Below are 25,027 nucleotides of genomic sequence, written 5' to 3'. Positions count from 1 at the left end.
ATTGCATATTAACTGTACTAACTGTATTATTTTAATTAATACAGTTAGTAAAATTTATATAAGGAGGTCATCCATTGATTTCAATCGATAACCGAAGCCGGATTCCTCTCTATGAACAGCTCATGGAAAATATTAAGATGCATATTATAAAGGGAGTCATGAAACCAGATGAGCAACTGCCTTCAGTTAGACAGCTCGCTCAGGAACTGACTATCAATCCGAATACTATTCAAAAAGCTTACAGAGAGCTTGAGCGTGAAGGGTTTACTTATTCAATACCAGGCAGAGGGAGCTTTGTTCAGCCTATTGAAAATGATAACAATAAGGAGCGTGTGGATGAATTGACGACAGAACTTGAAAAAATCATTGAAGAACTTTTATTCCTCGGTCTGACGAAAGAAGAGATTCAGCAAAAAATAGAAACAATAACAGGGGGGAAGTAGTATGGAGGTTAAGGCACTAGACGTCACTAAACAGTTTGATTGTTATAAGGCAGTCGACCAGGCATCACTGACTGTTGAAAAAGGTACTATTCATGGTCTGTTAGGTTCCAATGGCGCCGGTAAAACTACATTTCTAAAGCTGCTGGCAGGTATTTATCGTCCAGATAGTGGTGAAATTCTTTACGATGGCGAAGTTATATATGAAAATCCTGCGGCCAAAGAGCATATGATTTTTATGCCAGATATCCCTTATTTCTTTAATTACTCTAACTTGATTGAAATGGCAGGTTTCTATAAAGAGACTTATCCAAAATTCAGTACTGCACGTTTTAAACAGCTGGTTAAATTATTGCAACTGAATCCAAAACAACGCTTTAACCGCATGTCAAAAGGGATGAAAAGACAAGCTGCATTCATACTTTCATTGTCTTGCTACCCGGATGTCCTTTTACTTGATGAACCCTTTGATGGGCTCGATCCAGTAGTAAGGCATACTATTAAAAACCTGCTTATTCAGGACGTTTCAAATCATCAGATGTCCATATTGGTTTCCAGTCACAATTTACGTGAGATGGAGGATTTCTGTGATAGTATCTCGATTATGCATGAAGGGGCGATGCTGATTAATCGAGAACTGGATTCACTGAAAAGAGAACACAGTAAAGTTCAAGTCGCTTTTGAAACATTGCCGACAGAATTGTTCTATCAAGAACTTAAGGCGCTGGATCGCAAAATCAAAGGACGCGTAGTAACGTGTATTACACAGGGCAGTGATATGGAAATTGAAAAGGTCATCACTCGTTACAATCCACTTATGTATGATATTCTGCCGCTGACTTTAGAAGAGATATTTACTTATGAGATGGGAGGCCATGGTTATGCTATCGAAAATATTATCGTTGAATAATGGATTGTTCAGACATTTCTTCAACAACAATCTGATTTTTATGATTATCAATATTGTTTGTACGTTCTTTCTGATTCCATTCGGCTACATTATATTTGAATACAATGATGCGAATGTGATCAATGACACGCATCTACTGGGATATGATTCAGCTGTGCTGGCAGTCTTCTTCACTGGAACACTGTTCTACAGTGTACTTAGTGCGCTAGGGATGACGTACCTCTGGAAAAGTGAGGAAGCATCTGATTTTATGCATAGTATTCCCTTTACAAGAAGCCAGATTCTTAGTCATATGCTTGCGGCATTTCTCACAGCTGTTACGGTTAATCTTATCATCAATGGCCTGATCATCAGTCTTTTCTCGATGTACTATGATGATATCACCATTCAGAAGATAGCGGACTGGATATTACTGACTTATATTATTTCACTCTTTACATTTATCTTCACACTATTTGTAGGTCAGATTATCAACCATTACTTCGGTCATTTAGTGCTGACAGGTCTTCTGTTGATGCTGCCTATCGTGTTCCACAGTCTCGCATCAGGACTCTACAGCAACCTGTTCAGAGGTTCTACACAGTTTTATTATGGGACCGATACGGAGAAAATCGACTCATTAGCCGAAAAGATGACCTTTCCAATATCGATGGTATCGAATATCACGGACTCCATTAACTGGTTTTACTTCGGTATAGTTATGATCATTGCCTGCTTGCTGCTCGCACTGACTTATTACTTATATCAGCATCGTCGCAATGAACGAATTGTACATTCTTTCCAGAATCCATGGATGGAATGGGCGTTTATTACCTTGATTGTATTGCTCGGGATAATGGTATCAGGTGCCATCTTCACATCAGAGCTGTCTAATTTATTTGTTATAGCTATCATTTACTTTCTGGCCTTTATTATCATCTACCTGCTCGCACAATCTGTAAACCAGAGAAGTCCACGTATCAGATTGAATTTTAAATCGATGGCCCTGACATTCGTGACCGTGGCTGTGATTCTGATTGCGACATATATTTACAGTCAAGAACAGGAAAAATGGATTCCGCAAGCTAATGATGTTGAATCAGTCAGATTACAGGCAGATGATGGCCAGCAATCTCAGCTGCTGAGTAACATCAAAGATCCTGACTATATCAGAGAAGTTATTCAGCTGCATCAGGAGATTTTAAATGAGGGCAAGGGTCAGGCTGGCGGTGTATATATCAGTTATAAATTAAAAGATGGTTCTTATCAGCAGCGTTATTACAGTGATGTGTCGCAGAGTACACTCAATAAGGCAACTGACCTCACCGTGTCCAATAAGTATGGCCGAGTGATTGCGGAAGGGTATGATTGGGACAGTATCGCTGATAAGGATATCTCCATTATGGCTGGAGAAAATACGACAATGATTCAATCGGAAAACAACGCGGACTTCATCAATGCATTTAAAAAAGATACACAAACAGCAGTTGTTGAAGATTCCGTATTAAAACTCTCAAGTTCTGACATTTATATCGAACTCATGGATGATGCAGTTTCGCCTCCAGTCGGCTTCAATCTCTCACCATATCAGAAGAACTTAGTCGATTTTATGAAAAAAGAAAAACTAATGACGCAGATGAGTGATATTTATAACGCAGATACAGTGTATCAAATCAGTAAACTTCCGGCTTACGATGAGACTCAGTTTGGTGTCGATGAAAATAGCTTGAAAAATATCAAAGTTAAAACAGTTGATAAGTCAGCCTTCGATAAGGCATTAAATGAAGGTCACGCTGATATCAATGGTCAATACATCTATGCTATCGGTGCCGATGATATGTTTGTTATAATTAAGATGAATAAGGAAGTGAAATAAGAAGGTGCCTGCATCTTCTTATTTCTTTATAACCCGGGAAATGGAGAATGCTATGGCTCAGAAAAAAGTGGAAAAGAAAATGGTTAAAAAGAAGGTGTCTAATAAAAATCAGTCTAAAAAGAGGGTACCCAACAAAAAACAGTCAAAGAAAAAGCAACGTCATACTGGGAAATTAATTGTAGGGAGTCTACTTCTCATTGTCGCTGCAGTGACGATATGGAATGTTATAAAGCCGATGCCGACAGGACTTTCTAAACGTTCTGAAATGAGCCGTACAAATCATGCTGAATTATTGCTTGATAATACTTATGCTGATCATTATGACCACGAAATTTTCAACACAGTATTTAAGACGATTGATGAAGCGGATGATTTTATCATTCTCGATATGTTCCTCTTCAATGACGCCTATGACGGTGCCGGCCAGTTCCCGGATCTGGCGGGTGAACTGACTCGGCATCTGGTAAATAAAAAGAAGGATAATCCGAACGTACGTATTTATGTACTGACAGATCCTATCAATTCTGTCTACGGGAGCTATACTCCTGAACAATATAAGCAGTTAAGAGCAAATGATATATTTTTGTATGAAACTGATCTGACCAAACTTCGTGACTCTAACCCAATTTATTCAGGGTTATGGCGTTCTACTTTCCGCTTTCTCGGCAACAGTGAAAACGGACATATCACCAATATCTTTTCGCGAAAAGCACCTGATGTCACGATTAGAGGAATGGCTGAATTACTTAACTTTAAAGCGAATCATCGCAAAACGGTTGTAACGGAAAAGTCAGCGATTATCGCGAGCAGTAATCCGCATAATCCAAGTAGTCATCATCAGAATGTGGCTGTTAAATTATCAGGTCGTATTCAGGAAGATATAATCAACAGTGAGATTGCAGCTATCAATATGAGTGGTGGTGGCCTTGATAAACGAGACTTCCATATTAAAAACCATGCGTTTGACAATACGATGGCTTACGGCACGACACTTGTGACGGAAGGTAAGATTAAAGAAGCATTACTTGAAGCTATCGATAAGACTAATGATAACGATACGATGAAAATAGGAATGTTTTATTTGTCAGATCGGGATGTCATCGATGCGCTTCTTCGTGCATCAGACCGAGGCGTAGATATTAAGTTGATATTGGATGTCAATAAAGAAGCGTTCGGTAAGGAGAAACCAGGTATACCGAATAAACCGGTGGCGCATGAACTGGTATCAAAAAGCAATGATCGGATACAAGTAAAGTGGGCAGTTTCCCATGGTGAACAATTTCATAATAAATATGTATTGATTGAAGACGATCAGCAGGGAGAATCTACTCTTTTTGTAGGCAGTGCTAATCTGACCAGACGTAATATTGATGATAACAATATGGAGACAGATGTTATCTTAACTGGCAAGTCTCATCTTCCGGTCTTCAGCAGACTGAATCAGGATTTTGATGATAAATGGGAGAATAGAAAAGGGCACGTGACGGATAGCTATGATGTGCAAAAAGAAGTCTCATTCTGGAAAACAGTGGTCTATAGATTGCAGGAATTCACAGGACTCTCAAGCTTCTAAAAAAAGAAACCTTTCACTCTGAAAGGTTTCTTTTTTATGATTGATATTGAATAAACTGGTAATGCGTTCCTTCAATTCCAAGCTGCTGATAAAACTGAGCAAGATAACGTGCGTTGGCTGTTGCCCATAAGACATCAGTCGCATACTGTGTTTGACCTGGGGCATCAGGATTCCAGCGCATCTGATAAAGCGTGTTCTGAGATGCTTTTAAATAGCCTGATGAAATAAATTCAGCTCCGCCGATAATCGCTTTATCAGGTGTATCCCATCCTACATTAGCTGCATACTGAGCACCATATTTCGCAGCATTTTTATCAAATGCACCAATACCGAACATATTATAATACTTTTTATTACCAGCGCCCTTAACTTTTTGTCCTGTCGCCAGCTTGCTCGTACCTTCACCTGTTTCAAGGAAAGCATGTGAGATTAAATAGATTTCATTGATACGATAGCGTTCACTAGCTGTCTTAAAAGCCTGTCCGCGTCCTTCTAATATGCCTTTGCCTTTTAACAGGTGATTGAGTTGTTCGACCGTCAAGCCTTGTGGTTCTGTCAGCGTTAAAAACTGATAACGATTGACAGGATCATGAGCAAGTCTGCCTGGATCCATCGCTTCAATAACAGCTTGTTTTGAAGCATCAGACCATTTAATCCCGTTAGAATATTGAGGTTTCGGTGATAGCTTCATTTGAGTGGTCACTGCATCATTGAAGCGAGTATTGACGATACGAGCACCAGGTACTGATGTTGATTTGACGACAGGCTCTGGAGTCGGATTAACGGATTTATCTGCTGACTGTTCTGATTGTTGTACAGGAGAAGATGAAACTGATTTAATCCACCCAGTTAAGCCGTTTGACCGGGTAATTTTATGATAAGTGTCCTGGCCGACTTGAAGCGTCTGTTCAATAGACAATGTCTCATTTTTTTGAGCGCGGTCAATCACTTGGCGCTCAGTTCCATCAGGTATATTATAAACCTTTGTACTGGCAGATAACTGAATAGTCTCAGCAGGTTTAGAAACTATTTTCACAGGTTCAATTATGAGTTCGTCTTCCTGGACGTAGCCGATTGCATGGTTAATATCTTCTGATGTCTGCACGCGGTAGTATGGTTTGTTGGCTATTATGACTTTATCGTTAATATATAGCGTGTAGTGGGCATAATCGCCTGCCACTTTTTTAGTCATGGCATTCTTGCTGGTAACAATAATAGTATCCATGTTTTTAATATGACCGACACGTAAAGGTTTTTCACTTGCTTCTGCAGCCGTTGTCAGCATGAGAGAAGACATTAATGTGAACGGCAGAATATATTTAAAATACTGCATAAAAGACCTCCGAATGTTTGTTGGGTTCATTATACATGAAACTAGTTTTTGATAAGTCATCTTTACAACAATTTAACGATTTGTCTTGATAATGTTACGATAGACAATATCAGCAATTACATCTGGTGGCTCCTGACAATCATTCTGCAACCAGAAGAAAATAATACCGAACTGACCGCCGAGTGTGTAGTTGACGAAGTACTCAGCGTTTTGCATTTTTACATTTTCTACTACTTTCATGTAATTATTACGAAGCAGTTGAATAAGTTTCTGGTTAAAGTTCTGGGCAGGATGGACAATCATCAATGTTTTAAAGAATATTTTGTGTTCATACAAATACTGAAATAGATTCTGCAGGTAAATAGATGACAGTTCTCGTCTATCAGACTGTCGGTTAATTCCAGCTGCTATTTCAGAGACAAGCTGATCAAGTTCAGACAAGTGATGATCAATGAGGCGATCGAGCAGGTCATATTTATCTTGAAAATAAGAGTAAAAGGTTGAACGATTAATTTGAGCTTCTTCACAGATCATCTTAATCGTAATTTTACGAAAACGATGGACTTCAAGTAGTGCAATAAATTTTTCTTCAATCAAGGTTTGTTTTTCTCTCATAACAGCTCGCTTTAATAATGTGACATAATCATATATTTTACCATGAATCATAAGATCGCGAAAATTTAAAAAATAGGTTGACATGTTATAAGTTGATAGGTAATATTGTCATTAACTTAATAAAACTTATCAAGAGAGATTGAGGGATATGGCCCGGTGAAATCTCAGCAGCGGACTCATTTAATGAGCACTGTGCTAAATCCATCAAGCTTAGCTTGGCAGATAAAAGGACGTAATGAGACTTTTTAGCTTCTAGCTAAGAAGTCTTTTATTATTTTAGGAGGAAATTATGGCCATTATTGAAATTGAAGATGTTACCAAAAGATTTGAAACGAAAAAAGGGGCTGTAGAAGCACTTTCAAATGTGTCACTTTCGATTGAAAAAGGACAGATATACGGCATTGTCGGTTATTCTGGCGCCGGCAAATCTACATTAATCCGTCTGATCAATAAGCTTGAAAAACCGACAGCGGGTCGAGTGATGGTAGACGGAGAGGATATTACGAAGCTGAAAGCGCAACTGCTAAGAAAAAGACGTCAGAATATCGGCATGATTTTTCAGCAGTTTAACCTTTTTAAGGCAAAGACCGTAGCCGACAATATTAAATATCCACTTAAGTTATCGAAGAAATATTCAAAAGAGCAGCTGGATGCACGGGTCGATGAGTTGCTTCAATTCGTAGGATTGCTTGATAAGAAACATGATTATCCCGCGCAATTATCAGGTGGTCAGAAACAACGTATCGGCATCGCACGTGCTCTAGCAACTGAACCTGAGATTTTACTGTGTGATGAAGCGACATCTGCACTTGATCCGGAGACGACAGATGAGATTTTAAGACTTCTGAAGCGAATCAACCGAGAACTGAATATTACGATTGTACTGATTACGCATGAGATGGAAGTCGTTAAGACAATCTGTGATGAAGTAGCTGTGATGGAGAAGGGACGAATAGTAGAACAGAATAAAGTATTTGAACTCTTTACTAATCCAAAACATCCGACGACAAAGCGTTTTGTTCATTCAGTTTTAAATGATGATATCCCGATTGAAGTCGATACGACAAAACGCAGAGTTTATCGTTTTATTTTCAATCATCAACAAATTCTGGAACCTGTGCTCAGTCAGATTGGACGTAAATACGACGTTGATTTCAATATTCTTTACGGCAGTATAACCGAGTTAACCGACCGACTATTCGGTAATTTACTTATTGAAGCAGTCGGACCAGATTATCAAGTTCAGCTTGCTCTGATTGAATTGAATCAACACGGTATTGAAATAAAGGAGGTCGAAGGTTTTGAAAGCTAATTTATCTGAGTTTTATCCAGTTATTCTGCACGAACTAATGAATACACTAATTATGGTAGGCATTACACTCGTACTCGCGGCTATCATCGGTATTCCACTCGGTATTTTGCTCTATGCCACAGGTCGTGGCAATGTTCTTGAAAATAGAGCGGTTAATCTCATATTGAACTTTCTGATCAATACGATCAGACCAATCCCTTTTATCATCTTTTTAGTTGCACTGATTCCGATTACGCGCTTTCTGATTGGGACGACAATCGGTATATGGGCAGCTATTTTTCCGATGACATTAGCAGCATCACTCACAATCGCGAGGGTTGTCGAGAACAATATTATTTCAGTGGATAAAGGGGTTATCGAAGCTGCTGAAGCAATGGGATCTTCCAAATTTGAAATCTTATTTAAAGTGCTTATCCCGGAAGCAGCAGGTGCATTGATTTTAGGACTGACATTTACAACTGTCTCGCTGATTGAATTCTCTGCTGTTGCCGGGTTAGTCGGTGCAGGTGGCATTGGTTATCTTGCATTCACGTATGGATATCAGAGATTCGATGTCGCAGTGATGGTCATTACCGTTCTGATCCTCATTATTTTAGTACAGATTGTTCAGTTTATTGGCAATAAGGTTGCAAATATATATACAGGAAGATTATAAGGAGAGATGAAAATGAAAAGATTATTATTTTTAGTATTAAGTGTGGTTGTATTTTTAGCAGCATGTGGGGGGAATAAAGATGACAAGACTGTTAAAATCGGTGTGACAGGTGAAGATAAAACAGTCTGGAATATCATTAAAGAAAAAGCACAGAAAGATGGTATTAAAGTAGAACTTGTGGAATTCCAGGATTATACGATTCCGAATAATGCATTGAATGAAGGAGAAATCGATCTCAATGCATTCCAGCACTTCGCGTTCCTTGAAGAATTTAAGAAAGCACATAATCTGGATATTACACCAATCGGAACAACAGTATTCGCACCAATGGGTATTTACTCAGAAAAAATCAAAGATATTAAGGAACTTAAAAAAGGGGATACAGTTGCTATTCCTAATGATCCGACAAATCAGGCACGTGCCCTTCGTTTACTGGAAACAGCAGGCATTATTAAGTTAAAAGACAATTTTGGCTTACTCGGTGACCCTTCTAAAATACAAGAAAATAAACTCGGTATTAAAATTAAAGCAATCGATGCACAACAGACACCACGTGTACTGCCTGATGTAGCCGCTTCAATCATCAATAATGGTGTCGCAGGGAAAGCAGGATTCGACACTAAGAACGATCCGATTTATCTTGAAAATCCAGATGCAGAAAATGCAAAACCTTATATTAATGTTATTGCAGCGAAAACAGAAAACAAAGATAAAAAAGAATACAAGAAGATTGTAGAGTACTACCATACACCTGAAGTTGCAAAAGCAATCGAGAAAAATTCTAATGGTGGCGAAATCGTCCATGAATTAACTGAAGATGAAATCAAGCAAGTCGAAAAAGATGCTCAATAATATGAAAATTGGCAGCACCTCACATATCGTGAGGTGTTTTTTGTAGTGAAAAGAATGAGCGCGCCAATTCTCACTGAGAATAACCCAATAACTTCATTTATTGCTTCTATAATAAACAGTTGCTTTACTTTGTCCACTTGATTCAAACTCTTCGTTTAATAACCTCGACAGACTGCGTTTACTGATTTGTTCGCACCATTCAAATGCTTCATTAATCGAAAATGCAGTACCTTTTGATATATAACTCCAGTGAGTTATTAAAAACAACTTTTCTCGTCGTATATAGCTGCTCACATACTGGGCAATACGTTTTCTTTTTCCCATACAGTTGTTCACTGATATAAGTGCCGCAGTTGCATCTGAGTCCTTTCATATTCATATTGAAGGGTGAACGTTGTATAGGATTTATATTGAGTGGCGGACTAGCTACTCCCTGTAAATAGTGACAGAGTGCTGCATTTTCAAAAGCCATAAAACGCTCATCAGCGTATTGTTGCAGGTGACTGCTAAGCATGCTTCTGAACAACCATTTTGGATTACGGTTATCACCGGAAAAATGAAAACCTTCATTAATAAAGACGACATAACTTTCAACTTGATAATGAGGATTAAATCGCCTGACATATTCCTCGAGAATGTAATGCGCCCGGTCTAACTGATCATCAGGATTCTTGAAATACTTACCATATTGATTAGTAAGACCGTGGTTCTGTACAGTAAATTGGCCTTTGTAATTTTTAATATCATAATGCGTCACTGTCTGATCATGTACAACGATAATATCGAACTGCGCAAGACCTTTAGAAATACTTCGCACATGCAGATCTCTGACTATAGACACAGCAGGTAATAGTTCTGCAAATGATTGTTCGCCCGAATATCCATAGTAAACACTGTAGAAATCATCTTTCTGCTCTATGCTGAGTGGCTGTCTTTTCTTTAAAATCTGATAGTCATTCATCTTATCCGCAATAGTCATTTTTCACCTCATTCATATTATAGAAGGAAAATATAAATATTTTGTAAATGTAATCGCTTCCGATTGTAGAAAACATCTATATTCCAACATTTCATTACAAACTGTTGGTTGATACATAAATCGAAGGCGTTATAATAATATCTATGTGAAAAAATTAAATGGAGGAATTTGAATGAAGAAAATAGTTTTAGTCAATGTATTAACGTTACTTATCCTTGCGATTGCCGGTATTGCAGCATTTCATTTCTATAATGAAGCTACTAATTATGTGAAGACGGACAATGCGAAAGTGGACGGTACACAGCTCACAATTGCGAGTCCTGCGGCAGGCAAATTAATCTCTTTCGATAAAAAAGTAGGAGATGATATTGCTAAAGACGACACAATTGGAGAAGTAATGGCTCAAGGAACTGATGGTCAACCTTCTAAAATGAGTCTTAAAATGCCTCAGGACGGTACAATTGTAAAAACACAAGCGACTGAGAACGGTTTTGTAGGTGCAGGTACACCGATTGCTTATGCCTATAATATGGACGAATTATTTGTAACAGCAAATATTAAAGAAACTGAACTGGATGGCGTGAAAAAAGGTCAGGATGTTGATATCTACGTCGATGGTTATAAAGATACTACCCTTGATGGTGAAGTAGAACAGATCGGTCTTGCGACTGCTTCAAGTTTCTCATTATTACCTTCTTCAAATGGTAATGCAAACTTCACAAAAGTTACTCAAGTAGTACCTGTGAAAATCAGCCTTTCTAAAGATAAATCATTAGACATCTTACCAGGGATGAATGTAACTGTACGCATTCATAAAAACTAAGGAGGTTACCGTATGACCTCATTTATCATTGTTTATATATTATTATCTCTAGCAATATTCTTTGTTATCAATCGATTGCTTTTGAATAAACGTACTAAGAAGACGATTGATCACGTCGAAGAAACGACATCAAAAGAAAAAGCAGCACCTGTTTATCATCATGACACTGAGGAAGTTCAATATGAGCAGCCAATCAAGCATCATGTTGAAAAAAGTGAACCTCAAATCACCTACAATAGTGAAGAACGCCATGATGATAAATCAGAAGTTCTCTATAACAGTGAAGCGCAGCGTAACGCTGAGCCACTGTTATCTTCTGGCAACAATTCAGAGGAAACAGTAGCTGCTCAAACTAAGGCCCACGCACCAAAACTCAAATTTGGCAAGAATATCACGATTGCTAAAATTATTACAGTACTGATGATAGGGATGTTCATTGCTATTTTGAATCAGACTTTGATCAATGTAGCACTCCCGGTCTTAATCAATGATTTCAGTATTTCAACGTCGACTGCGCAGTGGCTGACAACAGGTTTCATGTTAGTCAACGGGATACTTGTACCGATCAGTGCATTTCTGATCCAGCGTTTTACCTATCGCCAGCTATTTTTGACAGCCATGATGTTCTTTACAGTCGGCTCATTAATCTGTGCGATTGCGGCTAACTTCCCGATGATGATGGCAGGACGCCTTATTCAGGCAGTGGGGGCAGGTATTCTGATGCCGCTGGGTACGAATATTTTCATGTCTATCTTCCCACCTGAAAAACGTGGGGCAGCGATGGGAATGATGGGGATTGCCTTTATTTTAGCACCGGCTATCGGTCCGACATTAACAGGTTGGGTGATCCAGAACTATCACTGGAATGTGATGTTCTACGGTATGTTCATCATCGGTGTGCTGGCTATTCTTATCGGACTTGTCTGGTTTAAAATTGCTCAGCCGACTACCAATGCAAAACTAGATGTACCAGGTGTTATTTTCAGTTCGCTTGGTTTTGGTAGTCTGTTGTATGGTTTCAGTGAAGCAGGTAACAAAGGCTGGGATTCAGCAGTTGTCATCTCTACCATGATTATTGGTCTTATTTTCATCGCCCTATTCGTCTATAGAGAATTAACGATGAAAAATCCGATGATGGATTTATCTACTTTAAAATACTCAGGTTTCACATTTACAACAATCATTAACGTTATTGTTACGATGGCATTATTCGGTGGGATGATTCTTCTTCCTATCTATCTGCAATCTATCAGAGGATTCTCACCTCTTGATTCAGGTTTATTACTATTACCAGGTTCACTGCTGATGGGTCTGATGGGGCCGATTGCAGGTCGTCTTTTCGATAAAGTCGGCATTAAACCTCTGGCTATTTTTGGTCTGGCGATCATGACATATGCCACGTGGGAGCTGACTAAATTGAACATGGATACAACATATAGACATATTTTAAGTATCTATGTACTCCGTTCATTCGGTATGGCGTTTATTATGATGCCGATTATGACGGCGGGTATGAACTCACTGCCAGGCCGATTAATTCCTCACGGTAATGCATTCAGTAATACGATTCGTCAGCTTGCTGGTTCTATCGGTACAGCCATTCTTGTCACTGTCATGACGCAGCAGACGACTGCCCACATGGGTGATATTGCGAATGCGCTCGACAAAACAAATCCAGCTATTACTGGACAGATGATGCAGGCAGGCCAGGCGATTGGATCTGATGCAGGCGGTATACAGATGATAATGGGTCGCATGCAGCAGCTTGCTACAGTCAATGGTATTAATGACGCCTTCTGGGTAGCGACAGTATTGAGTGCCATTGCATTCATTATGTCCTTCTTCCTTAAAGGAAAAGATCATTATCGTTCAGATGAAGCATAACTAAATCATAAACAAGTTGAAAAAGTATTTCCTTCAACTTGTTTATTTTTATATAATGATATTTAAGGAGTTGTGCGACTTGAAAACGAAATATATTGATAAGCGATACTGGCGTAGACTACAGAAGAAGGAATACAAGGAACTGAGAATAGAAGATTCAACGTTTGACGGTATTGTTGGTCTCGTGACGATGAAGAAAGTGAAGTCTCCCTTACAGGTAGAAGTAGTAGGCCAGCTCATCACAGTAGCTGATGTGGGTTATGAATGGCTGCAGTTATTACCAAAGGATAAAGACTACAGCATTACTGCGATGTACGATTCGGCAGGAAAACCTGTCCAGTATTACATCGATATTAATGAATGCAATATTCTGGAGATGGGCGAGGCAAGAACATGTGACATGTTCCTTGATATTCTGGTGCTGCCTACTGGAGAATATGAGCTGGTTGATGAAGCGGATATTAAACGTGCTCTCAGCAAAGGTGAAATCACTCAAAGTCAGTTCGAGGCAGCATATAAAACAGCGAATGAACTCATGCAACGAATCAGTACAGATTTTATTGCATTTGCACAAAAAGTCGAATATTGCAGACAAAAAATAACACCTATGCTCTAGGTGTTATTTTTTATTGATTACATGCATGAAAAATGAACCGCCAGCTATAAGCATCACAATCCAGAACACCATAATAAATATAAGAATCAAAAACGAATCTTTCTTCCCTATATTTTCAGAAGCAGCCTGAGCAGTCGCCTCAGTTATAATATGCGCAGGTGTGAATCGATAACATAGATAGATGCCGATAGGGAGTAGGATGATATCATCCAGTAAACCTAAGACAGGAATAAAATCAGGTATAAGGTCAAATGGACTGAGTGCATAGCTGACAATGAATAAAGCGAATAATTTTAAAGCGAGAGGCATGTTAGGGTGCTGCGCAGCAAAGTAAAGGACTGTCAGCTGTTTTTTCATTTCTTTAGCCCAAAGTTTAAGACGATTCATATCATATCTCCTCGAAATATATCATAGCTTATCTTACTAAAAATAGACATAAAAAAGAAAGCCTTCTATAGAAGAGGCTTTCTGTGCATTAACTAGTGATGAAGTCGCCACCATTGATATGAATAGCTTGTCCTGTCATATAAGTAGAATCCTGTGACGCAAGGAAGACATACGCAGGAGCATTCTCACTTGGTTGACCGCGACGTTCCATAGCTGTCTCTTGTCCGTGTTTTTCCACTTTTTCAGCTGGGAAAGTAGACGGAATCAGTGGTGTATAGATTGGACCTGGAGCTACGCTGTTTACGCGGATACCTTTAGGTGCAAGTTGCTGTGACAATGAACGTGTAAATGCTGTGATAGCCCCTTTAGTTGCTGAATAATCAATCAATGTCTCAGAACCACGATAAGCAGTGACACTACTTGTGTTGATGATAGAGTCTCCTTTAGACATATGAGGAAGAACTGCTTGTGTTAAATACATCATACCAAAGATGTTAGTTGCGAATGTTTCCTGAATCTGTTCAGGTGTAATATCGAGGAAGTCTTCCTGCGGATGTTGTACACCGCCATTATTGACAAGAATATTGATAGGGCCGAAATCAGACATAACGTCTGAAGCGAGTTTTTTACATTGTTCAACATCTTTTAAGTCAAAAGCATAAGCCTTAGCTTTACCGCCGATTTCTTCAAGACGTTTGACAGTATCCTCAGCATCCTGCTTTTCATCAAAGTAGCCGATTGCAACATCAGCACCTTCCTTGGCATAAAGAATAGCTACGGCACGACCAATACCAGAGTCACCACCTGTAATAAGGGCGACCTTACCTTCTAACTTACCGCCCGCTTTATAATCATCGTCTTCTGCGATAGGTTTCGGATCCATTTCATTTTCTCGACCAGGTTGACCTTCCTGTGTATAACCTTTAATCTCTTTATCAATCTTTTCAAATTTATCCATGGAAATACCTCCTGAAATTTGTGATTAATTAGTTATACCTTTTAAACTATCATATGAAACGTTGTACACTGCTTTAAAAATTAAGATTTTAATTTGTGATTTTCAATAAATAAGTTCAGAATGAAAAGTAAGACTATATAAAGAAATGGAAGAAGAATGCTTATGTATGATAGTCATATTCACCTTGATCAATATACGGACGCTGAGATTGCAAATATTATGCCGCAGGTTGAAGGTGTCATCGCAGTTGCAACTGACTTGAACAGCAGCAAGCGTCTCCTTGAATTAAGAAAACGGTATCCTGTTATTCAGATTGCGGCTGGATTTCATCCTGAGCAGCCACTGTTATCTGCCGATGAACTGAATGCATTGAAGCGGTGGATTAAGCAGCACCGCCATGACCTGTCTGCAGTCGGCGAAATAGGGCTGCCGCAATATTTGCGGCGTGAAGGTAAAGTACAGAGTGAAGAAGGGTACTTGAACGTGCTGGAAGAGCTGATTCAATTGGCAGCTGAAGTTGATTTGCCGGTTGCTCTGCATGCTGTCTATTCAGATGCGGAAACTGCACTTCATCTGCTTGAACACTATAAAGTAAGAGGACACTTCCACTGGTTTAAAGCAGCGGATGCGACACTAAATAAAGTGATAGCTGCTGGTCATTATATGAGTGTGACTCCTGATATTCTCTGGAACGATAAAACGAGACGAGTAGCTGAACAGGTGCCTATTAGTCAGCTGATGATTGAAACAGATGGACCGTGGCCCCATACAGGATTTGGAAAGAGTGAGATTTCAGACATGCTATCTGTTATAATAAATGAGGTCACAGTGATTAAAAAGATGAAACGAGATGCAGTGGCTCATACACTACGTATGAATACACGGACATTTTATCGTTTGGAGGCTCTTGATGAAAATAGATGATTACCGCCTGATTGTCACACTTGCTGATGCTGAAACACTTAGAAAAGCGGCGGCTCTCCTGTATATCTCTCAGCCGGCTGTTAGCCAGCGCCTAAAAAGTATTGAACAGGAATGGGGGACCCCTATTTTTATTCGGACGAAGAAGAAATTGATAGTGACGACTAATGGCGAGCGTATTATCCAGCACGCGAGACAAATATTAAAGGAAGAAGAGACATTAAGAGAGTTGATTCATTCCTCTGAGGGTATCATCAATGGTAAGTTATCCATTGGCTCTTCTTCACTTATCGGTCAGACTATCCTGCCTGAAGTTCTAGGACGCTATATAGAGCTGTATCCAGATGTTAAAATTCAGCTGCAAGTGGGATCAAGCTCTCAGATTATTGCGAATCACCATGACTTCCATGTCTCAATCATCAGGGGTGCTGAAATCATGAATATGAATAATGAAATTTTTCTTGAAGATAAGCATTACTTTATCTATCCGAAAGCGAAGGCAGATCAGCTTGAAATGCTGCCATTTATAGAATTTCAGGCGGATACTGCTTATTTAAAGGAAATTGAACTCTGGTACACTGAACAGTTCCATCAGCTATACATACCGAAAATCCGCACGGATCAGATTGCCACATGTAAAGCACTTTTACTCAGTGGAGTAGGTATGACAGTATTACCTGAAATAGTGATCGGTGATATTGACAAAAATCAGTTTGAAGTGAAGTTGCTGAGCGCAGGACAACAGCCTCTGCTTCGTCGTACTTATATGAGTTATGACAATGATGTTCTCGCTCTGCCACAGGTGGAGGCGTTTATTAGTCTGATGAAACAATATCAGTAGAAGGTGAAAAGATGGATTTAAAGACAATTTTTAATAGCTTCGGTGCTCATGAAGATTACAGACAGATTATCCTGGAGTTCAATGACTTCATCAAACTGTATGAGATGGCCCTCCTTGAGTTGCAAAGTGATATTGAAATCATTGAACTTGAATGGCAGACACGCTATGAATATTCTCCTTTTGAGCATATCAAGACACGCATGAAGACTTCACAGTCTCTGCAGAGGAAAATAGAACGTAAAGGTGTACCTTTTACGATTGAAGGCATTCGTGACAATATTTTTGATATAGTGGGACTAAGAATCGTTACTAGTTTTGAAGATGATGTTTATAAGATATATGAGTTGTTAAAAAGACGGAATGATCTTAGAATAAGAAGGGTGAAAGATTACATTAAGAATCCTAAGCCGAGCGGCTATAAGAGTCTGCATCTGATTGTAGAGACGGAATTGATTTTATCTGAAGGAATCAAATGGGTACCTGCTGAAATACAGATTCGGACGCTTGCCATGGATTTCTTTGCTTCAACAGAACATAAGCTGCAGTATAAATATAATACAAAGGAACTGAGTCAGGATCTTAAAGATGAGCTGTATGAGGTAGCACTTGCCTCAAGTAAACTTGATGAGAAGATGACTCAGGTCCGCAATACAATATTAGTTGATTAAGTTTAGTCGTTATTTTTAAGACGTTTTTCAAATTTAAGTCGATGTTCCTCAGACAGAGCATCGACTTTCAATGCTTTTTGAATGAGTATCTGGTTGCGTTGATCTGTATAGATCAATGTATTGAAGTCATCAAGTGTGAACTGAACCGGATGACGATGAATGAGTTCGAGCTGGCTATCCGGCTGTACCACGCCTTCTTCAAGAACGCGGAAATAACATCCTGTTGCATGGCTTGCGCTCATTAATTTCACAAGTTGAGGCACTTGATGTTTTTGGGCGATGGTATTACAGGGGCCGCGACCTTCTGTAACTTGTATGAGGGTGTCACCTAATCTAAAAATATCACCAATGGCAATTTGATCTTTTGTAAGACCGACTGTCGTGATATTTTCACCGAACATAGCATAGTCCGGCATATCCTGAATATAGTCAGTCCATAATGAATAATCTAGTTTGTCATACAGGCAGACCGCTTTATTGACACCCCCATGTCCTTTATATTCATGTTCATCACCTGCGAAGCCAAGCTTAGAAAGATAGGTCGCTTCAGTGATAGGATATTTGTTGACCGCTGTTTTTTTGAATTTATCTCCTAGCATCACTTTTTCTACTTTACCTGTACAAATTTTTAGGATGTCATAGTTCATCATTATCACCTCAAGTTTTATTTCATCATACAATATTATAAGAAAGCGTGTGAGAAAATGTTTCGAGAATTATTAAAAATAAAAAATTATAAACTGTTCCTGCTGGATATGATGCTGCTGGGTATGGCTCTAGCCATTACAGTGCCTTTCTTTATTTTATATGCGACGCAGGAACTTGGAATGACAAGAGGTATGTATGGCGTTATGATGGCTCTTTTTGCTCTCGCTGGCTTCCTGGTCAATACGATTGTTGCACGCTTTTCTGACAAGTCAGGTTTTAAACGTAAGTATATGATTATGTTCAGCCTCATTATGTCGAGTATTGCATTCAGTAGCTATTTCTTTATCCATACACCTGTCATTTTTATTATGATGTACGTCTTTTTTGCGGGTCTCGGTGCACCAGCTATGCCGCAGATGTATGCATCAGCACGTGAGAGTATCAATGCTTCTACATCCAATAAGAATGCAGTACTGGCAAACACTGTACTGAGATCCATGTTCAGCTTCGGCTTTCTCTTCGGACCATTGGTAGGCACTATTTTACTCAAACATTTCGGATATGCCGGGCTATTCGGTGGGACGATTCTGTGTTATTTAGTAGCACTGCTGACTATTTTAGTTTTTTATAAGGATATTGAAAGACCGGTTATCAAGCGTGAAAAAGGATATGTAGAACCTATCGTGCCCAATTTACTGCGTGATATGTATTTGCTTGTTCCGTTCCTGGCTTTTGTCTTCTTACATATCGGGCAGTGGATGTACACGCTTAATATGCCACTTTTCATCACAGAGTATTTAAATGCTTCTGAATCCAATGTAGGTTATTTAGCAAGTCTATGTGCAGGACTTGAAGTCCCTTTTATGATTGTGCTGGGTATTATGGCCTCTAAAATGCAGACAAGGACCCTCTTAATGATAGGTGCTTTACTCGGTGGCGGCTATTACTTTTCAATCGGTGTTTTTGATAGTGTCACTGCGATGTTGATCGGTCAAGTGGCACTGGCCTTCTTCCTGGCTATTCTGCTGGGTCTTGGCATCAGCTATTTTCAGGATATTCTTCCTGATTTCCCGGGTTATGCTTCTACGTTATTTTCAAATGCGATGATTGTTGGCCAGCTGGTCGGTAATCTGCTCGGTGGATTTATGAGTGGTATTGTCGGGCTTGGAAATGTTTTTTTCGTATCAGCAGCGTTTATCGCTGTTGCCTTTATACTGTTGATTTTTACAAAGCCGGTTAAGATGGAGGATATTGGCTGATGTGGTTACTAGTCGGTTTACTATTTGTACTTGCATTTGTCAGTCTGGTGATGCCGATGATACCCGGAGTTCTAATGATATGGGCAGGTTTTCTCGTCTACCACTTCTTGATTGATAACACAACGTTATCATGGCTTTTCTGGCTCGTCATGATCATCCTGACGGTTATAAGTTTAGTCAGTGATTATGTAGCGGGTAGCTATTTTGTTAAGAAATATGGGGGCAGCCAGGCAGGAGAGATTACTGCTGCAATCGGTGTGATTGTCGGTAGCTTTATCCTGCCGCCATTCGGTATTATTGTCGTTCCTTTTATTGCAGTACTGTTGATTGAACTACTCGCAACGCGGAATATCAGACAGGCGCTACAGTCGAGTATTGGTTCTTTATTTGGCTTCCTGACGAGTACAATGGCTAAGTTTTTAATTCTCGTTCTGATGGTCAGCTGGTTTTTTGCTGATGTTTATGTTAACTTTTAGGGCTTTCAGCATCGGTGTTATGGACGAAAGTCTTATAAAATAAAAGTAGGGGACTTCCATCGCCGTTACAGACGATGGAAGTCCCTTATTTAATTTATCTGCCTTTTTTCATTCGATTTTGTCTGCCTATAGCTGAATTTTTCTTCCATTTTTCTCGCTCTAATCTCTCGAGTGCTTCATTACCTCGGCGCTCCTGAAAGGCTAGTTCCTTTTGATATTTCTGGTAGCGCTGATAGCGATCATGACTGAGGGAACCATCATCGAATGCTTGATTTACTGCGCAATCGGGCTCAGTTGTATGACTACAATCATTGAAGCGGCATGAAGCTATTAAGGATTCAATATCTTCAAATTCCGTGCTAAGACCCAGGTTTTCACCTGTTGACCAGAGTTGAAACTCTCTCATACCGGGTGTATCAATGATAACGCCGCCCGTTGGTAAGATGAGTAGTTCCCGGTGTGTCGTCGTATGTTTCCCTTTACTGTCAGATTGTCGGATTTCCTGAGTGGCCATGACTTCCTGTCCCATCAACTTATTGATCAATGTCGATTTTCCTATACCGCTCGAACCTAAAATAGTCGCTGATTTATTAGGTTGCAGCAGATTTCTAAGCTGCTCGATATGGTCATGAGTATGCATATTCATAAAATAGATAGGGACGTCAGCAGCTATATCCGATAACTCTGCCAGCATGATTTCTTTGTCCAGGTCATTGACGAGGTCGGCTTTTGTCAGTAGAATAATAGGATTCACACCAGAATCCCATGCGGCAATTAAATAGCGCTCCATTCGGTTGATATTGAAATTGTCATTGCAGCTCATGGCAAGAAAGGCGAAGTCAACATTGGCTGATATCACTTGCGGTTTCGTCTCCGTACCTGCTGACTGTCTTATAAATGCCTGGTGTCTTGGCAGTAGCTCTGTAATAATACCGCGTTTTTCTGAAGGAAAGGGCTGAATACTGACGAAGTCGCCCACTGCAGGGATATCAATTCTGGCTACTAAATCATATTTGAAGGTCCCTTTCAGTGAAACAAGGTAGGTCCCTTCTTCTGTTATTGCTTTATAAATACCTTTAGACTGTGTGGAAATACGTCCGATTAGTCCATTAACTGTACCTGTATAACCTAATTGTTTTAAAGTAATCAAATCAATCATCCTTTTTCAGTTAATAAAAAATACCCATGGCATCAGCCATGGGCACACTGAAAAAACGTCCGTTAAAGGGCGTGTGTGAGCCATGGCTGTAGAAACAGAACGGTTATCAACTTCGCCATAAAACATCACACCCTTTCTTTTTCTTAATTCTATATGAATATTAAAGAAAAAAGCAACTGCAAATTTATAATACTTATTATTTGTTCTTTTATATATTACGCACTGCACTGAAATTACCAATTAAAGGAGGATGCATATGTACACATCTAAAGAAGTATTCATTAAAGATTATGAACGTGAAGCGAAACTCACTCTTAGCTGTTTTAAAGAATTAAATGACGAAGCACTTGAGCAGGCGGTGTCAGAGAAAGACCGTACGCTTGGAGAAATCGCCTGGTACATCACTCAAAGCTTAGGCGGATTTGCGTCCTTGACAGGTGAGACATTCGAAGGGGCATCATTTGGGTCAGAACGTCCTGAAACCGCTGAAGAAATTGCACAAGCTTATGAAACAACGTATCAAAATGTGCTTGCTTCTTATCAGTCTTCGGTAACGGATGACAACTTATCTGATGAAGTGGATTTTTTTGGTACACCGATGCCAAAAGGTGGGATTCTACATGCAGCTAATACGCATCAAGTCCATCACCGGGGTCAGATGTCTGTATTAATGCGTCAAGCTGATTTACATATCCCTTCTATCTATGGCTCATCAAGAGATGATCAGTAAGACAAAAGAAGCTTCAGGCAGTTGCCTGAAGCTTCTTTTTGTTAGCTATTAAGTGGGGTCAGACCTTTGAAGTCAACAAGCGCATAGGCTGCCTTAACTTCTTCGTCTGTTGGAGGTTCTACATCAGTAAGCTCATAAGGGATTCCTAAAGCCTGCCATTTGTGTACACCAAGCTGGTGATAGGGGAGGATTTCAAATTTTACGACATTGTCCAGGGAATTGACGAATTCACCCAGCTTGATTAAATCTTCTCTGCTGTCTGTTAAACCTGGCACCAGTACATGTCTGATCCATACGGGCTGCTTACGGTCCGACAGCATGCGTGCAAACTTCAGGATGTGTGTATTAGGCTTACTTGTGAGTTTTAAATGCTTTTCGTTATCGATATGTTTAAGATCGAGCAAAAATAAATCAGTATATTTCTGTAATTCGTTGAAGTGGTTCATAAATGCGGGTGTTTCATTGAAGCAGCCTGCTGATGTATCGATGCAGGTTGAGATACCTTCTGCTTTTAGTAATTTAAATAATTCTTCAAGGAATGGCAGTTGTAGGAGCGGTTCACCACCGCTCACTGTCACACCACCACCTGAAGCATCAAAATAAGGTTTATAGGGGATGATCTCCTGAACCATTTCTTCAGCAGTCACTTCTCGTGAAGGCTCACCGATCTGCCATGTATCTGGATTATGACAGAATAGGCAGCGCAGCAGACAACCCTGTGTAAATAATATATATCTGAGACCAGGTCCATCTACTGTCCCTAAGCTTTCGACTGAATGAATGTGTCCTTTGATCAATTGAAGTCCTCCTATGCTGTAAATTACATTTTTTCGTGGAATGTTCTTGAAATAACATCCAACTGCTGTTCACGTGTTAATTTGATGAAGTTAACTGCATAACCTGATACACGGATTGTCAGCTGTGGATATTCTTCTGGGTGTTCCATAGCATCAAGTAATGTTTCTCTGTTGAATACGTTGATATTTAAGTGATGTCCGTGCTGCATTGCATAACCATCAAGCACGCTGACTAAGTTGTTCTGCTGCGCATTATCTTCTTTACCTAATGATTTAGGAACGATAGAGAAAGTATTTGAGATACCATCTTTTGCACAGTCATATGGTAATTTAGCAACTGATGATAATGAAGCTAAAGCACCTTTTTGGTCACGGCCGTGCATTGGGTTCGCACCTGGTGCGAATGGTTCGCCTGCTTTACGTCCATCAGGTGTGTTACCTGTTTTCTTACCATATACAACGTTAGAAGTGATTGTCAGTACTGACATTGTATGTTCTGAGTCACGGTATGTTTTATGTTTACGTAGTTTAGTCATAAATTCTTCAACTAATTTAACAGCGATATCATCTACGCGTGAATCGTTGTTACCGTATTGAGGGAATTCACCTTCAGTTTCGAAGTCGACAACAAGGCCGTCTTCATTACGGATTGGTTTAACTTTCGCATGTTTGATTGCTGATAATGAGTCAGCAGCAACTGACAGACCTGCGATACCTGTAGCCATTGTACGAATAATTTCAGTGTCATGTAAAGCCATTTCAATTCTTTCATAGCTATATTTATCATGCATGTAGTGGATAACGTTCAGTGAGTTGATGTAAACACCTGCTAACCATTCCATCATATCATCGAAACGAGTCATCACTTCATCGTAATCAAGATATTCTGATGAAATAGGAGCAAGAGCAGGTCCTACTTGTACACCTGATTTTTCGTCTTTACCACCATTGATAGCATACAGTAATGTTTTTGCTAAGTTAGCACGAGCGCCGAAGAACTGCATCTGTTTACCGATTTTCATTGCAGATACACAACATGCGATACCGTAGTCGTCGCCGTAGCTTTCACGCATTAAATCATCATTTTCATATTGAATAGATGATGTCTGAATACTCATTTTTGCACAATATTTTTTAAAGTTCTCAGGTAAGCGTGTTGACCACAGTACAGTTAAGTTAGGTTCTGGCGCTGGACCTAAGTTGTCAAGTGAGTGTAAGAAACGGAATGAGTTTTTAGTGACAAGTGCGCGGCCATCCATACCCACACCACCGATTGATTCAGTTACCCAAGTAGGGTCGCCTGAGAATAATTCATTGTAGTCTGGTGTACGTGCGAATTTCACAAGACGTAATTTCATGATGAAGTGGTCAACGATTTCCTGTGCTTCTTCTTCTGTTAAGACACCATTTTTAATGTCACGTTCAGCATAAATATCAAGGAAAGTAGACGTACGACCTAAACTCATCGCAGCACCATTCTGTTCTTTAATGGCAGCTAAGTAAGCAAGGTAAGTCCATTGTACAGCTTCTTTAAAGTTCTCAGCAGGACGGCTGAGATCGAAGCCGTAGATTTCGCCTAATTGTTTCAGTTCATTTAAAGCACGGTACTGTTCAGATACTTCTTCACGTAAACGGATGATATCTTCTGACATAACTGCAGATAAATTATCGAAATCACGTTTTTTCTCAGCCATTAAGAAGTCAATACCATATAAAGCAACACGACGATAGTCACCAATGATACGTCCGCGGCCATATGCATCTGGAAGACCTGTGATGATACCTGCTTTACGACAAGCAAGCATGTCTTTAGAGTAAGCATCAAACACACCTTGGTTATGTGTTTTACGGTATTCAGTAAAGATATGTTCAGTTTCTTTATCCAGTTCATAACCATATGATTCACAAGCTGCTTTAGCCATACGGATACCACCATAAGGCTGCATAGAACGTTTGAATGGTTTTTCTGTCTGAACACCGACGATTGTTTCTAAATCCTTGTCTAAATAACCTGCATCATGAGAAGTGATAGATGATACTACTTTAGTATCCATATCCCACATGCCACCACGTTCACGTTCTTCTTTAGTGAGCTCCATAACTTGTGCCCATAATTTTTGAGTTGCATCTGTAGCAGGTGCTAAAAATTCATCGTTACCTTCGTAAACAGTATAGTTCAGTTGAATAAATTCACGAACATCGATTCGTTTTGACCATTTCCCAGTTTTGAATCCTGACCATGCGCTAGTTTGAGTTGAATTGTCTTTTAACATTTTATATGCCTCCCTGGCTTAATGTGATTAACTTCACAATTTATTATAACATATCTGTGAAGA

General features: G+C 39.5%; 25 protein-coding genes and 1 riboswitch. Of the genes, 16 read left to right on the top strand and 9 right to left on the bottom strand.

What is annotated here, in order from left to right:
• Positions 1-74: 74 nt before the first annotated feature.
• Genes ERX37_RS08735 through ERX37_RS08720 form a run of 4 tightly spaced genes read left to right on the top strand, consistent with a single transcriptional unit; the run spans position 75 to position 4,778 of the window.
• On the top strand, positions 75-443 hold the full coding sequence (locus ERX37_RS08735; RefSeq protein ID WP_133430289.1) for a GntR family transcriptional regulator: 369 nt from the start codon (positions 75-77) through the stop codon (positions 441-443).
• Position 444: 1 nt separating this feature from the next.
• A complete protein-coding gene (locus tag ERX37_RS08730; RefSeq protein WP_133430288.1) occupies positions 445-1,350 on the top strand; it encodes an ABC transporter ATP-binding protein in 906 nt (301 codons plus the stop codon).
• Positions 1,322-3,205 carry a hypothetical protein gene (locus ERX37_RS08725; RefSeq protein WP_133430287.1) on the top strand — a complete coding sequence of 628 codons (1,884 nt, stop codon included), beginning with the start codon at positions 1,322-1,324 and terminating at the stop codon, positions 3,203-3,205. Before ERX37_RS08730 ends, ERX37_RS08725 begins: the two co-directional genes overlap by 29 nt.
• Before the next feature lie 52 nt (positions 3,206-3,257).
• Positions 3,258-4,778: a phospholipase D family protein gene (locus tag ERX37_RS08720; protein WP_243715922.1), complete on the top strand. Its 1,521-nt coding sequence runs from the start codon at positions 3,258-3,260 to the stop codon at positions 4,776-4,778.
• 34 nt (positions 4,779-4,812) lie between these two features.
• Here the strand turns inward: ERX37_RS08720 and ERX37_RS08715 are convergent, their stop codons facing one another.
• Together ERX37_RS08715 and ERX37_RS08710 are read right to left on the bottom strand one after the other, a co-directional pair.
• Complete coding sequence (locus ERX37_RS08715; RefSeq protein ID WP_165982019.1) at positions 4,813-6,111, bottom strand: N-acetylglucosaminidase; 1,299 nt, start codon at positions 6,109-6,111, stop codon at positions 4,813-4,815.
• A gap of 72 nt (positions 6,112-6,183) precedes the next feature.
• The gene (locus tag ERX37_RS08710) at positions 6,184-6,726 is read right to left on the bottom strand and encodes a TetR/AcrR family transcriptional regulator C-terminal domain-containing protein (RefSeq protein WP_165982018.1); all 543 of its coding nucleotides are present in this window, start codon (positions 6,724-6,726) and stop codon (positions 6,184-6,186) included.
• Between the two features lie 123 nt (positions 6,727-6,849).
• Positions 6,850-6,955, top strand: a riboswitch (SAM riboswitch).
• A gap of 66 nt (positions 6,956-7,021) precedes the next feature.
• On the opposite strand from ERX37_RS08710, the gene ERX37_RS08705 reads away from it, so the two are divergent.
• From ERX37_RS08705 to ERX37_RS08695, 3 genes are read left to right on the top strand one after another with little or no spacing between them, the layout of a single operon-like run.
• On the top strand, positions 7,022-8,038 hold the full coding sequence (locus ERX37_RS08705) for a methionine ABC transporter ATP-binding protein (RefSeq protein ID WP_133430365.1): 1,017 nt from the start codon (positions 7,022-7,024) through the stop codon (positions 8,036-8,038).
• Positions 8,028-8,693 carry a methionine ABC transporter permease gene (locus tag ERX37_RS08700; protein ID WP_133430284.1) on the top strand — a complete coding sequence of 222 codons (666 nt, stop codon included), beginning with the start codon at positions 8,028-8,030 and terminating at the stop codon, positions 8,691-8,693. Before ERX37_RS08705 ends, ERX37_RS08700 begins: the two co-directional genes overlap by 11 nt.
• Before the next feature lie 12 nt (positions 8,694-8,705).
• Positions 8,706-9,545, top strand: a complete 840-nt coding sequence (locus ERX37_RS08695; protein ID WP_133430283.1) for a MetQ/NlpA family ABC transporter substrate-binding protein — start codon at positions 8,706-8,708, stop codon at positions 9,543-9,545.
• Positions 9,546-9,756: 211 nt separating this feature from the next.
• On the opposite strand, the gene ERX37_RS08690 is transcribed toward ERX37_RS08695, so the two are convergent.
• A complete protein-coding gene (locus ERX37_RS08690; protein WP_133430282.1) occupies positions 9,757-10,524 on the bottom strand; it encodes a nuclease-related domain-containing protein in 768 nt (255 codons plus the stop codon).
• A 172-nt stretch (positions 10,525-10,696) separates the two neighbouring features.
• On the opposite strand from ERX37_RS08690, the gene ERX37_RS08685 reads away from it, so the two are divergent.
• The 3 genes from ERX37_RS08685 to ERX37_RS08675 all read left to right on the top strand — a co-directional run bounded on the left by ERX37_RS08685 (position 10,697) and on the right by ERX37_RS08675 (position 13,847).
• Positions 10,697-11,347, top strand: coding sequence for a biotin/lipoyl-containing protein (locus ERX37_RS08685; protein ID WP_133430281.1), 651 nt, complete (start codon positions 10,697-10,699; stop codon positions 11,345-11,347).
• A gap of 12 nt (positions 11,348-11,359) precedes the next feature.
• Complete coding sequence (locus ERX37_RS08680) at positions 11,360-13,231, top strand: DHA2 family efflux MFS transporter permease subunit (protein WP_133430280.1); 1,872 nt, start codon at positions 11,360-11,362, stop codon at positions 13,229-13,231.
• A 79-nt stretch (positions 13,232-13,310) separates the two neighbouring features.
• Complete coding sequence (locus ERX37_RS08675; RefSeq protein ID WP_133430279.1) at positions 13,311-13,847, top strand: ribonuclease FAU-1 family protein; 537 nt, start codon at positions 13,311-13,313, stop codon at positions 13,845-13,847.
• A 3-nt stretch (positions 13,848-13,850) separates the two neighbouring features.
• Here ERX37_RS08675 and ERX37_RS08670 read toward each other — a convergent pair whose 3' ends face one another.
• Positions 13,851-14,234 (bottom strand): YkvA family protein, encoded by a 384-nt coding sequence (locus ERX37_RS08670; protein WP_133430278.1) that lies wholly within the window; start codon positions 14,232-14,234, stop codon positions 13,851-13,853.
• A gap of 88 nt (positions 14,235-14,322) precedes the next feature.
• Positions 14,323-15,192, bottom strand: a complete 870-nt coding sequence (locus ERX37_RS08665; RefSeq protein ID WP_133430277.1) for an SDR family oxidoreductase — start codon at positions 15,190-15,192, stop codon at positions 14,323-14,325.
• 162 nt (positions 15,193-15,354) lie between these two features.
• Between ERX37_RS08665 and ERX37_RS08660 the strand changes: the two genes are divergently transcribed.
• Genes ERX37_RS08660 through ERX37_RS08650 form a run of 3 tightly spaced genes read left to right on the top strand, consistent with a single transcriptional unit; the run spans position 15,355 to position 17,622 of the window.
• The gene (locus ERX37_RS08660) at positions 15,355-16,116 is read left to right on the top strand and encodes a TatD family hydrolase (protein WP_165982017.1); all 762 of its coding nucleotides are present in this window, start codon (positions 15,355-15,357) and stop codon (positions 16,114-16,116) included.
• Positions 16,103-16,954, top strand: a complete 852-nt coding sequence (locus tag ERX37_RS08655) for a LysR family transcriptional regulator (protein ID WP_133430275.1) — start codon at positions 16,103-16,105, stop codon at positions 16,952-16,954. The genes ERX37_RS08660 and ERX37_RS08655 overlap by 14 nt, the downstream gene beginning before the upstream one ends.
• 11 nt (positions 16,955-16,965) lie before the next feature.
• Positions 16,966-17,622: a GTP pyrophosphokinase gene (locus ERX37_RS08650; protein WP_133430274.1), complete on the top strand. Its 657-nt coding sequence runs from the start codon at positions 16,966-16,968 to the stop codon at positions 17,620-17,622.
• Positions 17,623-17,624: 2 nt separating this feature from the next.
• On the opposite strand, the gene ERX37_RS08645 is transcribed toward ERX37_RS08650, so the two are convergent.
• On the bottom strand, positions 17,625-18,269 hold the full coding sequence (locus ERX37_RS08645) for an MOSC domain-containing protein (RefSeq protein WP_165982016.1): 645 nt from the start codon (positions 18,267-18,269) through the stop codon (positions 17,625-17,627).
• A 57-nt stretch (positions 18,270-18,326) separates the two neighbouring features.
• Here ERX37_RS08645 and ERX37_RS08640 point away from each other — a divergent pair, with 57 nt between their 5' ends.
• Complete coding sequence (locus ERX37_RS08640) at positions 18,327-19,529, top strand: sugar efflux transporter (protein ID WP_133430272.1); 1,203 nt, start codon at positions 18,327-18,329, stop codon at positions 19,527-19,529.
• Positions 19,529-20,005, top strand: coding sequence for a DUF456 domain-containing protein (locus tag ERX37_RS08635; RefSeq protein WP_133430271.1), 477 nt, complete (start codon positions 19,529-19,531; stop codon positions 20,003-20,005). The genes ERX37_RS08640 and ERX37_RS08635 overlap by 1 nt, the downstream gene beginning before the upstream one ends.
• 94 nt (positions 20,006-20,099) lie before the next feature.
• Here ERX37_RS08635 and rsgA read toward each other — a convergent pair whose 3' ends face one another.
• Positions 20,100-21,155, bottom strand: coding sequence for a ribosome small subunit-dependent GTPase A (gene rsgA, locus ERX37_RS08630; protein WP_165982015.1), 1,056 nt, complete (start codon positions 21,153-21,155; stop codon positions 20,100-20,102).
• Between the two features lie 265 nt (positions 21,156-21,420).
• Here rsgA and ERX37_RS08625 point away from each other — a divergent pair, with 265 nt between their 5' ends.
• Positions 21,421-21,894 carry a DinB family protein gene (locus ERX37_RS08625; protein ID WP_165982014.1) on the top strand — a complete coding sequence of 158 codons (474 nt, stop codon included), beginning with the start codon at positions 21,421-21,423 and terminating at the stop codon, positions 21,892-21,894.
• A gap of 41 nt (positions 21,895-21,935) precedes the next feature.
• Here ERX37_RS08625 and pflA read toward each other — a convergent pair whose 3' ends face one another.
• Together pflA and pflB are read right to left on the bottom strand one after the other, a co-directional pair.
• A complete protein-coding gene (gene pflA / locus ERX37_RS08620) occupies positions 21,936-22,691 on the bottom strand; it encodes a pyruvate formate-lyase-activating protein (protein ID WP_133430268.1) in 756 nt (251 codons plus the stop codon).
• Positions 22,692-22,714: 23 nt separating this feature from the next.
• Positions 22,715-24,964 carry a formate C-acetyltransferase gene (gene pflB, locus ERX37_RS08615; RefSeq protein ID WP_133430267.1) on the bottom strand — a complete coding sequence of 750 codons (2,250 nt, stop codon included), beginning with the start codon at positions 24,962-24,964 and terminating at the stop codon, positions 22,715-22,717.
• Positions 24,965-25,027: the final 63 nt, after the last annotated feature.

The sequence above is a fragment of the Macrococcus hajekii genome, assembly GCF_004359505.1.
Lineage (GTDB): Bacteria > Bacillota > Bacilli > Staphylococcales > Staphylococcaceae > Macrococcus > Macrococcus hajekii.
The sequence above is the reverse complement of the archived record's forward strand: the minus strand, read 5'-3'. Positions and strand labels throughout refer to the sequence as shown.